Origin of the sequence: Rhodohalobacter halophilus (genome assembly GCF_001715195.1) — a bacterium.
In the GTDB taxonomy this organism is placed as follows: Bacteria; Bacteroidota; Rhodothermia; order Balneolales; family Balneolaceae; genus Rhodohalobacter; species Rhodohalobacter halophilus.
On sequence record NZ_MDWE01000011.1, the window covers coordinates 1 to 12,411 of the forward strand.

Genomic DNA, 12,411 nt, shown 5'->3' on the forward strand with positions numbered 1-12,411 from the left:
GTAACTTTGTATCCACGCTTAGCCAAGGTGATGGAGTGACGGCCACGTCCGCAGCCGAGATCGAGAATGGTGGGATAATCAGAAACAGGAAGTTCTTTACAGATCAGGTCAGCGACCACTGCGGCTTCAGAGAGATCGCGGTTTGAATATATTTTTTCATACAGAGGGCTGTCGAACCACTCTTTGAACCAACTCATACAGGGGAATTTAGGCTGATTTGTCAGATTTGAATACGGTCTCAATCTTAGCCTTTTAATTGCTATCTTCCAAAACTCAAATAAGAAATGAATTATGACATTTACAGAAAAGCTACAGCGGGCGGTTCGCTCATCCGGTTCTCTTGTTTGTGTGGGGCTGGACCCTGATCCACAACGAATTCCTCAGCCCCTGAAAAATCAATACAGCAACAAAGCAGAGCTGATTTTTGAATTTTGCAGAAGAGTGGTAGAAGCGACAAAGGTTGATGCCTGTGCATACAAACCGAACATCGCTTTTTTTGAAGCACTCGGTTCTGAAGGCTGGCAGGCATTTGAAAAGCTGCTCAATTCAATCCCTTCCAACAGAATTGTAATTGCCGATGTCAAAAGGGGGGATATCGGAAATACTTCGAAAAAATATTGTGAAACCTATTTTGATCGATACGCAGTGGATGCTGTTACCTTAAATCCATTGATGGGGCTTGAAACACTGGAGCCTTTTTTGGAAAGTGATGAGCACGCTATTTTTGCTTTAACGATGACATCGAACCCCGGGGCAGCAGACTTTCTGCAGCAGCGATTCCAGGGCAGGATGTCATTGGGTGAATATATTGCCGAAGCGCTGTCAAAAAAGCAGAAGAGTGTACCGGCTCCTATCGGAATGGTTGTTGGGGCAACTCAGGCAGAAGCTGCAAAACCGGTCATTCGTGCATTTCCAGATTCTCACCTGCTGATCCCCGGAGTGGGAGCACAGGGAGGATCCATCGATGAACTTGCGCAAACGCTGTTAAATCATAGGGGGATTCCTGTGATCAACTCATCCAGGGGCATTATCTATGCCGGTGGAGATGCCGAAAACTGGATAGAACATGTTGCCGGAGCTGCAACTAAATTGAAAGAATCACTTCGACAAATTACTGACAGATATGTCTAAAAAATTACCTGAAGTCATTCTCTATACTGACGGCGCGTGCAGCGGAAACCCTGGGCCGGGAGGCTGGGGAGCTCTACTCATCTGGGATGGAAAAGAGAAAGAGTTAAGCAACGGTGAACCGGAAACAACCAACAACCGGATGGAGATGCGTGCGGTTATCGAAGGGTTGAAGGCGTTGAACCGGAGCTGCCATGTAAAAATTCATAGCGACAGTGCATTGATTATCAACGCATTTACAAAAGGATGGATTGAAAACTGGCAGCGAAAGGGGTGGAAAAAATCAAATAATAAACCGGTCGAAAACAGAGATCTGTGGGAAGAGATGCTGGAAGCCGCAAAGCGCCATAAAGTGAGCTGGATTAAAGTAAAAGGGCATTCGGATAATGAGTTGAATAACCGTGTGGATGCTCTGGCGGTTGCCGAATCGCAAAAGTATTTGTGAGAACATCAAATAAAAAGATTAGCCGGTATGCGAAGAGCCAGAAAAGAGACACCCCGTGCATCCAATAAAGAGATTTTTGGATGGGCAATGTTCGATTTTGCCAACCAGGCTTATACGCTTTTGATTATCACAGTAATTTTTCCTGTGCTGTTTACGACCGTCATTGTGGGGGATGCCGAGAATGATTTCCGGATGGGGAATTTACTTTGGAGTGTAGCCCTGGCTGTGAGTTATTTTCTGGTTGTATTGTCTGGGCCGGTTTTTGGCGCAATCATGGACTACTCTGCTTTAAAAAAGAAATTTCTCTTTTATAGCTATCTGCTGACAATCTTTTCTACAGCTCTTCTCTATTTTGTTGAACCAGGTTTGGTTGTGCTGGGGGTAATATTAATAATCGTGTCAAACTTTGCATACTCCATCGGTGAGAACTTCATCGCTTCCTTTCTGCCGAGTCTTGGACCTCCAAGTGATCTGGGTAAAATGTCGGGTTTCGGCTGGTCACTTGGTTATTTAGGAGGATTGGTTGCAGCCGGTTTTGTCATTGTTTTTCTGGGTGATGCCACAGCTGAAAATTTTGAACGAATACGGTGGGTTGGACCTTATGCGGCTCTCTTTTTTATGGTAACCGCCATCCCAACGTTTTTATGGGTGAAGGAACCCGGAGCCAGAAAAGAGCTGCCGGCTGATGAAACGTTTGTTTCAATGGGTTTTAAAAGATTGGGCGATACATTAAGGGAGGTCAGTCAATTTAGAGATCTGGCTATCTTTTTGATCTCTGTCTTCTTTGCAATGGCAGGAATCTATATCGTAATATCATTTGCATTTATTTACGGAGATCAGGTGGTAAAGTGGGATGAAACCGTGCGGGTGTTGATGTTTATTGTGGTACAGATTACTGCAGCGATCGGGGCGTTTTCATTTGGCTTTTTACAAGATAAAATCGGAGCCAAAACTACCTATAACTTAACACTGGTTTTATGGTTTTTAGGCGTTTTGGGTATCTGGGCAGTAACAGACCTTACAGACTGGATCAATCTTACATTCGGCACCGACTACGAAGCTCAATATGTTTTCCTATATATCGGGATTGTGGCAGGTTTGAGCCTTGGATCGAGTCAGTCTGCAAGCAGGGCATTGGTCGGATTATTCAGCCCGGAACAGAAATCTGCGGAGTTTTTTGGTTTCTGGGGGTTATCGAACAAAATTGCCGGAGTGTTTGGAATCATTGGTCTGGGACTTTTACAGGCAGAATTTGGTCTTCAACGATCGGTACTGTTTTGTGCTGTGCTCTTTTTGATTGCTGTATTGGTAGCCCTTTTTGTAGATGAAAAGCGCGGAGAAAAGGCCGCAGACTGGTATCACAATAACCGGGAGTAATCTTTACAAAGATTGGGATTCTGATTTTTGAAGAGAAAAAAAGAAAAAAAAGTAGCTTTTTGTAGCTAATATGTTAAATTAGGCGAATTAAAGTACAGGGATGGGAAATTCTATGTACTGAAGAATGATGGGAGACCCATCAGAATAATTACTAACTAAATGGAATATTGATATGAGCAGAATGGACGAAATTAAAAACCTGACAGCTGAACTGGAAGGAGACCTCGATAAGTTCTACAACAAAGGAAACAAAGCTGCAGGTACTCGTGCCCGTAAACAACTGCAGGACCTGAAGAAGCTCTCTCAGGAAATCAGACTTGAGATTCAGGATATCAAAAACAAAGGATAATTATCCCTGTTTGATTTTAAGCTGCCTCGCTATGTGGGGCAGCTTTTTTTGTTTTGACAGGTAGTACCGATCTTTTACACCTTCTGCTGTCATCTATGTTCTCTTTCATGTAGTTTTAGGCCGATTTAAGAATGCAGGCTATGAAAAAAACACCTTTCCATAAATTACCTCCGCGTGCCATACGGGTCTGGCAGTGGTCAAATGCACTCGGCAATCTCTTTTTTTTGGGAATTCCGGTTGTTTACTATGCAGTGTTTGGTATGAACACGTTCCACTTTTGGATCTTAGCCGTCTCAACAGTCCTCATTCTTTCGTTTTGGATTTTATCATTTACCCTGATGCCAACCCTGATCTGGAAAAACTGGAGATATGCCGTTGACTCCGATGAAATAGATTTAAAGAGGGGGGTGATTGTTAAGAACAGGACTTTAATCCCGCTAAGTCGCGTTCAGCATGTAGATACTCGGCAGGGTCCTATTTTGAGGTGGTATAAACTGGCCACTGTTACGATCTCAACAGCGGCAACGACTCACGAAATACCGGCACTGGACGAAGTGTTGGCCGACAGAGTTCGTGATCAGATTTCAAAATATGCACGGCTGGCCGAGGAAGATGTTTGAATTTCAGCGTCAACATCCTGTAGCCACAATCAGCAGAGCATTTAGCCTGATTAAAGGCAACTTTGTAACCATTATCGTTTTTCTTGTGGTTGGTGCGAGGAGTGAAAGCTTTCCATTTCTTTGGTGGATTGGCGGCGGCTTCGTTTTTTTGTTGATACTGGGAGTGGCAAACTGGTGGCGGTTTCAGTTTAGAATAGAGGATGGGGAACTCCATATACGAAGTGGAATTTTTGTCCGAAAGAATCTCTACCTGTCAAAGGATCGGATTCAGGTAATCGATATAACAGCAGGCATTATACAGAGGTTATTTGGCCTGGTCAGGGTTGATATCCAAACAGCCGGCTCAACCTCTAGAGAGGCGGCTATAGAGGCTACAACGATAGAAACCGCCCGGGAGATTAATCGATTGTTGAGGGGGAATGGCAGTGAGCAGATCGAAGGGGAGTCAGCAGAGTCTGAAGCAGAAGTAAACGATGTAAATAAAGAGTTTAAGCTGCCGCCGAAAGAGCTTTTAATCGCTGCTTCCACATCGGGCAGTTTTGGGATTGCGCTCTCAATTTTAGCTACGGTATTTTCTCAGATCGAACCGCTCATCAGTGAGTCTGAGTTATTTGAATATCTGTTTGAACGGTTGCCGGCTCAGACCGACGCCATATTTTTTATTACAGTTATTGTGATTTTTGTGGTTTTTGCGTGGCTCTTGTCATTTTTCAGTACGCTGTTCAGTTATGGTAATTTCACCCTTTCGGTAAAAAATGATGAGTTGGTAATTACACGTGGAGTTTTTGAGAAAAAGAGGGTAACGGTTCCTTACAACCGGATACAGGCAATTCATGTAACGGAAGGTATGATACGGCAACCGCTTGGGTATGCTTCGGTACACCTGGAAAGTGCCGGTTATGGGGATGAAACCGGTACGGGCTCTATTGTTCTTTATCCTTTAATAAAAAAGAGTGAGATTCTGAGTTTTTTAAACAGTGTCGTTCCATCCTGCCGAAATCAGATGCCGGGTGAGAAACTCCCTGTTCGCTCCCTACGCCGCTACATTTTACGGTCTACATTTCTGATCACCGCCGTGATTGCTCCCCTCTATTTCTGGTTGGAGCTGAATAACTGGATTTGGCTGATTCCGGCTCTTGCCATGTTGTGGGGGTGGCTCAAATTTAAGGATACTGCCATCGGGTGGAGGCGTGATGCATATATAATCAGAAGCCGGCAACTGTCAAAAACAACAGCATTTGTAAACAGAAACAGGGTGCAGGATATTTCTCTGAGTCAAAGTCCGTTTCAGAAATTTCGAAAGCTTTGTACGCTAACGGTTCATGTAGCTTCGGGCGACAGAGGAAAAACATTTTCTGTAAGAGATCTTGAACTTGAAACCGGAAAGAAGCTATTGAAGCTCATTAAAATAGAAAAAGGTCCGGGAGAGCTTCCCGAACCTTTTGAGTCGTCAACTAGAAAAACTGAATTGCCCGGATGGAATCAAGCCGCAAATTGAACGGTTTGAATCGCTTCTTGCAGATGGCTTACTTTTACCGGCTTAAGAAGGTATGCGGAATTTTCGATTGATGATGCTTCTCTTCTGATTTTTGCATCATTTTGAGCCGTGATGTAGACCACAGGAACAGTGGATTGATTCCTGATCGCTTTCATTGCCTCAATTCCCGATACATCATCGGCCAATAAAATATCCATGATTACAAGGTCGGGTTTATGACTTTGCACGATTTCAATAGCGTGTCGGCCGCCGGGGCATGTCGCAAGTACTTCGTAACCCATTGAGGTTGCCATTTTTCGCAGTACGATCGTGAGCAAGCGATCGTCCTCAACTATGACTACTTTTTTATTCATAACGGTTCTATAGAGTGAAATTTTGATTATTAAAAATATACCGCTTATGAGTGTTCACTTCAGTTAGCATTATTTAAGCAAATTCCCCGGGTATGAGAATTTATTAATAGTGAAGGTGCATTGGCTGCACCTTCACTGCTATATGCTTATACAGAAGCGGGTTCCTGGCCTTCACTGTACGCCTCAAGCGGCAGGCAGGCACAGACAAGGTTTCGGTCGCCGTACGCATCATCCACGCGACTAACGGCCGGCCAGAATTTATTAAAGCGTAAATGCGGCAGCGGAAACACGGCCTGCTCCCGGCTGTATGGATGTTTCCACTCATCTGATGTGATGACTCTCATCGTGTGCGGGGCATTTTTCAGAAGATTATCGTCCCGGTCTGCATTGCCCTCCTCAATATCGCGAATCTCATTTCTGATTCCGATCATAGCTTCACAGAATCGATCCAGCTCCTCTTTCGACTCACTTTCGGTCGGTTCAATCATCAAAGTGCCCGGTACGGGGAACGACATGGTTGGAGCGTGAAAGCCGTAATCCATCAGCCTTTTGGCCACATCCGGCGCGTCGATACCGGCACTCTGTTTAAATCCGCGAACGTCGATAATAAACTCGTGTGCTGCCCGCCCATTTTTGCCTGTGTAAAGAACCGGAAAGTGATCTTTCAATCTGTCTTTCAGGTAGTTGGCATTAAGTATTGCAGCTTCGGTTGCCTTTGTGAGTCCATCGCTGCCCATCATCCGAATGTAGGCGTGTGAAATGGTTAGAATACTAGCACTTCCCCATGCAGCCGCGGCAACAGATGGTATGGCTTTGTCCGTCCCGGTTTGAACAACGTCATGACCGGGCAGAAACGGAGTTAATTTCTCAACAACTCCAATCGGTCCCATCCCCGGGCCTCCCCCGCCGTGCGGTATGGTAAAAGTTTTGTGCAGATTGAGGTGGCATACATCAGCTCCAATAGTGGCGGGTGATGTGTATCCAACCTGGGCATTCATGTTTGCTCCGTCCATGTAAACCAAACCGCCGTGATTGTGAATTACTTCACATATCTCGCGGATATCTTCTTCGAAAACTCCGTGTGTGGAAGGATATGTAACCATCAAAGCTGAAAGGCGATCACTATACTTTTCTGCTTTTTCACGAAGATCATCCAGGTCGATATTTCCATTTTCGTCACATTTAGTAACTACCACTTCCATACCTGCCATCACAGCGCTGGCCGGATTTGTGCCATGAGCTGATGATGGTACAATCGTGATATTTCTTTGGTAATCTCCGTTGGCCTGATGGTAGGCTCGAATCGTCATCAGGCCGGCATATTCGCCCTGGGCACCGGAATTTGGCTGAAGAGAAATTGCATCAAACCCGGTGATCTCTGCCAGCCACTCTTCCAGTTCATCAAAAAGTTGATGGTAGCCTTGTGCCTGATCAAAAGGTACAAATGGGTGGATTTTGCCAAATTCAGGCCAGGTGAGCGGAATCATCTCTGCAGTGGCATTGAGCTTCATCGTGCAGGATCCGAGTGAAATCATCGAGTGTGTTAGATCCAGGTCACGATTTTCCAGCTCCTTGAGATAGCGGAGCATTTCGTGTTCGGAGTGGTACTGGTTAAACACCGGATGATCCAGATACTCGGAGGTGCGTGTGAGATTGTCTGGGAAATCCACTTCTACATCTTCAGCCGCTTTGTTCAGATCAAATGTCAGATCTTTTCCAACAGCTTCGGCAAAAATTTCAAGAACTTCCCGGGCATCCTCAAGATGTTTCGTTTCATCAAAGGAGATTCCAATCATCCCTTCGGCATACCGGAAATTGATTTTCCGTTCAACAGCCAGCTTTTTCACTTTCGCGACCATGGACTCGTCAACATCCGTAAGGGTAATTGTGTCGAAGAAATATTCGTTGGATATCGAAAACCCGAGATCATTCAATCCTTGCGCGGTCAGTTTTGTTAAACCGTGAATTTTAGAGGCAATTTTCTTCAACCCTTTTGGACCGTGGTACACTGCATAGAAGCCAGCAATAACGGCCAGAAGTACCTGTGCGGTACAGATATTTGAAGTGGCTTTCTCCCGCCGAATATGTTGTTCACGTGTTTGCAGTGCCATTCGGTAGGCTACATTGCCTTCTGTATCTTGGGAGATTCCGATAATTCTGCCCGGTATCTGGCGCTTGAACTCTTCGCGTGTTGCAAAGTATGCGGCATGCGGACCGCCATAACCCATCGGGATGCCAAAACGCTGTGTGGAGCCCACAACAACATCTGCTCCCATTTCGCCGGGTGGTGTGAGCAGAGTAAGCGCCATCAGATCGGCAGCTACGGCAACATATACACTGTTTTCATGGGCTGCTTCTATCAGTGATGTATAATCCTTCACCGATCCAAATGTGTCGGGATACTGTAAAATCATTGCAAACAGTTCACCATCAGTAACATCCAGCTCATCAGGTTTCCCAACCTTAAGGGTGATATCGAGAGGCTCCATTCTGTTTTTTAGCACAGAAAGAGTTTGTGGGTGACAATTTTCATCCACAAAAAGGGTGTTGGCTGTTTTTCTCTTCTTCCCTTTTCGTCTGCCGTGGAGCATAGACGCAGCTTCGGCGGCAGCGGTTCCTTCATCCAGGAGAGAAGCGTTTGCAAGCTCCATTCCGGTCAAATCTGAAACCATTGTCTGGAAGTTAATCAGTGCCTCGAGACGGCCTTGTGCAATCTCTGCCTGATAAGGGGTATAGGCAGTGTACCAGCCCGGATTTTCCATTACATTCCGAAGGATCACATGCGGCAGAACGGTGTCGTAATACCCCATTCCGATGTACGATTTAAAAATCTTGTTCTTTCCTGCGGTCTCTTTGATGTGTTCGATGTAGTCCACTTCGCTGAGCGGATCGGGCAGGTTGAGCGGATTACTGAGCCTGATACCCTCGGGAATGGTCTCTTCGATCAGTTGCTTAATGGATGATGCACCAACAGTTTGCAGCATCTCTTCGATTTGAGCGTTGTCCGGTCCGATATGTCGGTCTGCAAACCGCTCCTTATCAAATGAAATCTTCATGAATGGGATTACGTTTTGAGCTGTTATTCGTTCAGGAGATCTAACAAAAATGGGGGTAATTCGGTTCAGAAACCGGTTGAATAAACCAATGCCAAACGTTAAAGCTCCAATACTTTTTTCATTCTACAAGATACGATTTTTTCATGGCGATAGCATACCATTTATCTTCTCAAAAATTAGAATGAGCATAAGTCTTGAACTGAAAAAATTTATTTTTAGCCTTGCCTAAATATTTATACTTTTAAAATAAAAATTCAGTTGATTGTATGGAATGGATACCGGAATGGTTCTTTGATTTAAACCCGATGATTCAGGCGCTGATTGGGGGCCTGTTTACCTGGGGGATGACGGCTCTTGGTGCAGCGGTGGTTTTCACAACAAAAAATGTGGGACAGAAGCTACTTGACAGTATGCTTGGATTTGCTGCAGGAGTAATGATTGCAGCGAGTGTTTGGTCGCTAATTATTCCGTCTATTGAAATGACAGAGTCGATGGGAGGGATTGGTTGGATGCCGGCCGCAATTGGGTTTTTAGCGGGGGGTGTTTTTCTAAGAGTTTGCGATGCTTACCTCCCTCATCTTCATATTGGTCTTCCTCGGGCAGATGCAGAAGGGATGGATACGAGCTGGCGCAGATCTACGCTTTTGGTCCTGGCCATCACCCTTCACAACATTCCTGAAGGGTTAGCAATTGGTGTACTTTTTGGCGCTGCAGCAACCGGAATTGATCCGACAGGAACGGCAACCATTGCCGGGGCCATTGTGCTTGCAATAGGTATAGGGATTCAAAATTTGCCTGAGGGAACCGCAGTTTCTGTACCACTCAGAAGAGAAGGTGTTGGGGTAGGGAAGAGTTTTTTCTATGGCCAGATCTCAGGTTTTGTGGAGCCCATCTTTGCAGTTCTGGGTGCGCTGGCCGTAATTTTCGTTCAGCCAATTTTGCCGTTTGCACTCGCCTTTGCTGCCGGAGCAATGATCTATGTTGTAGTTGAAGAGCTGATCCCCGAGTCTCAACATCACGGAAATACCGATCTGGCAACCCTGGCAACAATGATTGGCTTTGTGATTATGATGACACTGGATGTGGCTTTGGGTTAATTCGGTTGAATCTCCCGCCCATCTTTTTTTGCCTGGCTGATCACATTTCCCGACGTAAAGGCATAAAAGGGTGAGATCGGGTAGCCGGTTGAGCGTAATGCCTTTGCCGTCCACCGATTAGAAGTTCTGGGAAGAAAGTAGTACCGGTTTGCCTCAAAGAAGGCCGAGTTTTGATAGAGCCCGTTACTATAAAAGATTAGATGTTCACCGTTTACTTTTAAGCTTTTGTCGATAAATTCACCAAGCTTCCTTGCACCTTCAGGGGTGATGTGAACTTCTACGATTTTACTTGATGGAAAATAGCGTTCCACGTTACGGTCAAATCCCACAATGTGTACAACACTTTTAGTGGGAAGAAGTGCTGCACGGGTCAAGACTCCAAAACCTGCATCGGGGTTACTGTAGTATCGGGCGTCTCCCCATCCAAACATCAAGTTGTTTGCTTCAGGCAGTTCGGCATGTTTTGGCAGAAAATCGACAATAAAATTTGCCTCAATTGCAATTCCGGCGTGCCACCCATGACTTACAATATATACGGGGATATTGCGATGGTCCGGATTTTCCGGATAGATCTCTTTGACCGGTTTTAAACAGCCCGTGAGAAGTGCGGCCAGTATTAAATGAGTGAAAAGACGTCTCATACATTTTGAGTTCGGTTGTGTGAAATAACGCCCTCAAACCGGTTACCGTACATTTTTAGCGGCTGCGGTTTTTACAAGTGTTTTAAAAATATTCCTTTGACGTTTGATCTGAATCAGATACTCAGGGTGCCACTGAACACCAATGACAAAAGGGTAGTGTCGGTGTTCGAGCCCTTGTATAACATGATTGTGAAGTTCTTTTGCCACCAGGTCAACATTATGACCTGGGTCTTTGATTGCCTGATTGTGGAGGGCATTCACGTTACATATATCAGTGCCTAAAATTTCGGCCAGTTTTGAATTAGGTGAAATTTGAACCCGTTTTTTTGGGAAAATGGTTGCGATTTGCGGGCGTTCAGTGTAAAAACCGCTGATATCCTGATGGAGTGTTCCAAGAAAATGGACATTCATTAACTGCATTCCCCGGCAAATACCCAGAACAGGCTTTTTTTGATGTAGTGCACCTTCTAAAAGTTGCAACTCAAGTTTGTCTCGTTTAATGTCGATCGGGGCTGTTTTGGTAGAACGAAAATATCGGCTGACCCAATAAACCGGGAAAAAGATAATCGACAGAATCCATTCAAAAACGGTTCGTTTGTCTTTCGCTAACGTCGCTTTTTCAATTCGCTCCTCCCCATATCGTCGGGGCTCTACATCTGCTCCGCCACCAAGGATGAGTCCATCCAATTGATCAATTTCTGATGGATTTTGTGGCTGAATCCGGAGAGGCTTTCCTCCAGCCAGCCAAACAGATAGAGCCGTGAAGAACCATGCGGCACCTCCACCGTGGTTTGGACCTGTAACGCCGATAACGGGCCTCTGTTTACCGAACATTGTTCACCCAACGATCCATTAATTTAATCCATTTTTGATCAAAACCGATCAGCGTGTTCCGTTTCATTCGAAGCCAGGCACGGGAGTACTGGTCAAGAGATGTTTCATCATGGGCCAGCTCTTCAACCAGAACCCATCGATTCCATTCATCCGCCAGTGCCCAGTTTTCGTCCTCCAAAGAGCAGTTTGGAAGACGATAATGATAAGTGGGTCGGGAAGAGGTTAGCTCTTCTTCAATTAAAGAGTTTGTGAGCCCTTCATTTAAATGCATAAACAGAGGGAGTAGGTCCAGCGGACGATTTCTCGAGTTGTCATATTTGAAGTAGTCGCGAATCAGTAACTCCAAATCCGGGCGGTAGTCGGGTTGAAGTATGTGTTGAATGTACTCCTCCTCATAAGCATTGATAAACGGGGTAAGACGTCGGCTAATGTTAATTTTCGCATCTTTTCGAATCCACCCATCTAATAGTACATACGCACGCATAAACTTCAGAATGCTACCTGCAGACAGGTTGGGAGCCTCCGGATTGATATGCAGACCGAACGCATAGAGAAATGAACTGCCTGTACCTTTTACATGATTTTTTCTGAGCTCGTTCACCAGCCGATTTAGTTCACTCATTTTTGATAAGGGAATTGGCGGTGTGATAATTTCAAACGGAACGACAGAGGCTGCAGCTTCTTTCAAGGAATCTTCAATAGACTCTTTTTTCTTGAACTGATCGAGGTTTATTCCAATTTTACGGAGCAGCTTCTCATACTTTTTCTCGCGTAAGAGCTGCGCATCCAGCTCAAGGACAAAAGTGCCCAAATTACTGTTTTGGATCTCAAATTTGTACGTAGAAATTTTCTGAAATTCACCGTTGTAGAGTTTTTTCACAATTTCAGCGGCAATCTCCATGGAGATACCTGTAAACTCAAACTCAAATCCCGTTTTGCGTTCATCTCCATTGGGATTAAATCTGTTTGGGGGAGTATGAAATTTTTTGCTGTTCATTCAGTAAAGTAAGCAA

13 protein-coding genes are annotated in these 12,411 nt (G+C 45.0%); 7 read left to right on the forward strand and 6 right to left on the reverse strand.

The annotated features are described in order from the left end of the window. A partial coding sequence (locus BG260_RS03515; RefSeq protein WP_218089718.1) for an SAM-dependent methyltransferase occupies window positions 1-197 on the reverse strand: 197 nt, incomplete at its 3' end. Between the two features lie 94 nt (window positions 198-291). Here BG260_RS03515 and pyrF point away from each other — a divergent pair. The 6 genes from pyrF to BG260_RS03545 all read left to right on the forward strand — a co-directional run bounded on the left by pyrF (window position 292) and on the right by BG260_RS03545 (window position 5,417). Then, the gene (gene pyrF, locus BG260_RS03520; RefSeq protein ID WP_069130567.1) at window positions 292-1,131 is read left to right on the forward strand and encodes an orotidine-5'-phosphate decarboxylase; all 840 of its coding nucleotides are present in this window, start codon (window positions 292-294) and stop codon (window positions 1,129-1,131) included. Further along, window positions 1,124-1,573 (forward strand): ribonuclease HI, encoded by a 450-nt coding sequence (gene rnhA / locus BG260_RS03525; protein ID WP_069130568.1) that lies wholly within the window; start codon window positions 1,124-1,126, stop codon window positions 1,571-1,573. Before pyrF ends, rnhA begins: the two co-directional genes overlap by 8 nt. A gap of 27 nt (window positions 1,574-1,600) precedes the next feature. After that, window positions 1,601-2,950 carry an MFS transporter gene (locus BG260_RS03530; RefSeq protein ID WP_069130569.1) on the forward strand — a complete coding sequence of 450 codons (1,350 nt, stop codon included), beginning with the start codon at window positions 1,601-1,603 and terminating at the stop codon, window positions 2,948-2,950. Between the two features lie 172 nt (window positions 2,951-3,122). Further along, complete coding sequence (locus BG260_RS03535) at window positions 3,123-3,299, forward strand: histone H1 (protein ID WP_069130570.1); 177 nt, start codon at window positions 3,123-3,125, stop codon at window positions 3,297-3,299. Window positions 3,300-3,439: 140 nt separating this feature from the next. Further along, window positions 3,440-3,919 (forward strand): PH domain-containing protein, encoded by a 480-nt coding sequence (locus BG260_RS03540; RefSeq protein WP_069130693.1) that lies wholly within the window; start codon window positions 3,440-3,442, stop codon window positions 3,917-3,919. Further along, window positions 3,891-5,417 (forward strand): PH domain-containing protein, encoded by a 1,527-nt coding sequence (locus BG260_RS03545; protein WP_083750076.1) that lies wholly within the window; start codon window positions 3,891-3,893, stop codon window positions 5,415-5,417. Before BG260_RS03540 ends, BG260_RS03545 begins: the two co-directional genes overlap by 29 nt. Here the strand turns inward: BG260_RS03545 and BG260_RS03550 are convergent. Together BG260_RS03550 and gcvP are read right to left on the reverse strand one after the other, a co-directional pair. Continuing rightward, complete coding sequence (locus BG260_RS03550) at window positions 5,402-5,770, reverse strand: response regulator (RefSeq protein WP_069130572.1); 369 nt, start codon at window positions 5,768-5,770, stop codon at window positions 5,402-5,404. The genes BG260_RS03545 and BG260_RS03550 overlap by 16 nt on opposite strands. Before the next feature lie 146 nt (window positions 5,771-5,916). After that, entirely contained in the window at window positions 5,917-8,826 is a 2,910-nt protein-coding gene (gene gcvP, locus BG260_RS03555; RefSeq protein ID WP_069130573.1) for an aminomethyl-transferring glycine dehydrogenase, read from the reverse strand. 266 nt (window positions 8,827-9,092) lie between these two features. Here gcvP and BG260_RS03560 point away from each other — a divergent pair, with 266 nt between their 5' ends. Continuing rightward, window positions 9,093-9,923, forward strand: a complete 831-nt coding sequence (locus BG260_RS03560; protein ID WP_069130574.1) for a ZIP family metal transporter — start codon at window positions 9,093-9,095, stop codon at window positions 9,921-9,923. On the opposite strand, the gene BG260_RS03565 is transcribed toward BG260_RS03560, so the two are convergent. The 3 genes from BG260_RS03565 to BG260_RS03575 are packed head-to-tail and all read right to left on the reverse strand — an operon-like array spanning window position 9,920 to window position 12,395. Then, window positions 9,920-10,564 carry a DUF2459 domain-containing protein gene (locus BG260_RS03565; RefSeq protein ID WP_069130575.1) on the reverse strand — a complete coding sequence of 215 codons (645 nt, stop codon included), beginning with the start codon at window positions 10,562-10,564 and terminating at the stop codon, window positions 9,920-9,922. The genes BG260_RS03560 and BG260_RS03565 overlap by 4 nt on opposite strands. Window positions 10,565-10,606: 42 nt before the next feature. Continuing rightward, window positions 10,607-11,398 (reverse strand): gamma-glutamyl-gamma-aminobutyrate hydrolase family protein, encoded by a 792-nt coding sequence (locus BG260_RS03570; RefSeq protein ID WP_069130576.1) that lies wholly within the window; start codon window positions 11,396-11,398, stop codon window positions 10,607-10,609. Continuing rightward, window positions 11,388-12,395 (reverse strand): amidoligase family protein, encoded by a 1,008-nt coding sequence (locus tag BG260_RS03575; RefSeq protein ID WP_069130577.1) that lies wholly within the window; start codon window positions 12,393-12,395, stop codon window positions 11,388-11,390. The genes BG260_RS03570 and BG260_RS03575 overlap by 11 nt, the downstream gene beginning before the upstream one ends. Window positions 12,396-12,411 lie beyond the last annotated feature (16 nt).

Excerpts from the sequence above, each read along its gene's own strand:
- pyrF (WP_069130567.1), top strand. The coding sequence starts at position 292 with ATGACATTTACAGAAAAGCTACAGCGGGCGGTTCGCTCATCCGGTTCT.
- rnhA (WP_069130568.1), top strand. The coding sequence starts at position 1,124 with ATGTCTAAAAAATTACCTGAAGTCATTCTCTATACTGACGGCGCGTGC.
- BG260_RS03530 (WP_069130569.1), top strand. The coding sequence starts at position 1,601 with ATGCGAAGAGCCAGAAAAGAGACACCCCGTGCATCCAATAAAGAGATT.
- BG260_RS03535 (WP_069130570.1), top strand. The coding sequence starts at position 3,123 with ATGAGCAGAATGGACGAAATTAAAAACCTGACAGCTGAACTGGAAGGA.
- BG260_RS03540 (WP_069130693.1), top strand. The coding sequence starts at position 3,440 with ATGAAAAAAACACCTTTCCATAAATTACCTCCGCGTGCCATACGGGTC.
- BG260_RS03545 (WP_083750076.1), top strand. The coding sequence starts at position 3,891 with ATGCACGGCTGGCCGAGGAAGATGTTTGAATTTCAGCGTCAACATCCT.
- BG260_RS03550 (WP_069130572.1), bottom strand. The coding sequence starts at position 5,770 with ATGAATAAAAAAGTAGTCATAGTTGAGGACGATCGCTTGCTCACGATC.
- gcvP (WP_069130573.1), bottom strand. The coding sequence starts at position 8,826 with ATGAAGATTTCATTTGATAAGGAGCGGTTTGCAGACCGACATATCGGA.
- BG260_RS03560 (WP_069130574.1), top strand. The coding sequence starts at position 9,093 with ATGGAATGGATACCGGAATGGTTCTTTGATTTAAACCCGATGATTCAG.
- BG260_RS03565 (WP_069130575.1), bottom strand. The coding sequence starts at position 10,564 with ATGAGACGTCTTTTCACTCATTTAATACTGGCCGCACTTCTCACGGGC.
- BG260_RS03570 (WP_069130576.1), bottom strand. The coding sequence starts at position 11,398 with ATGTTCGGTAAACAGAGGCCCGTTATCGGCGTTACAGGTCCAAACCAC.
- BG260_RS03575 (WP_069130577.1), bottom strand. The coding sequence starts at position 12,395 with ATGAACAGCAAAAAATTTCATACTCCCCCAAACAGATTTAATCCCAAT.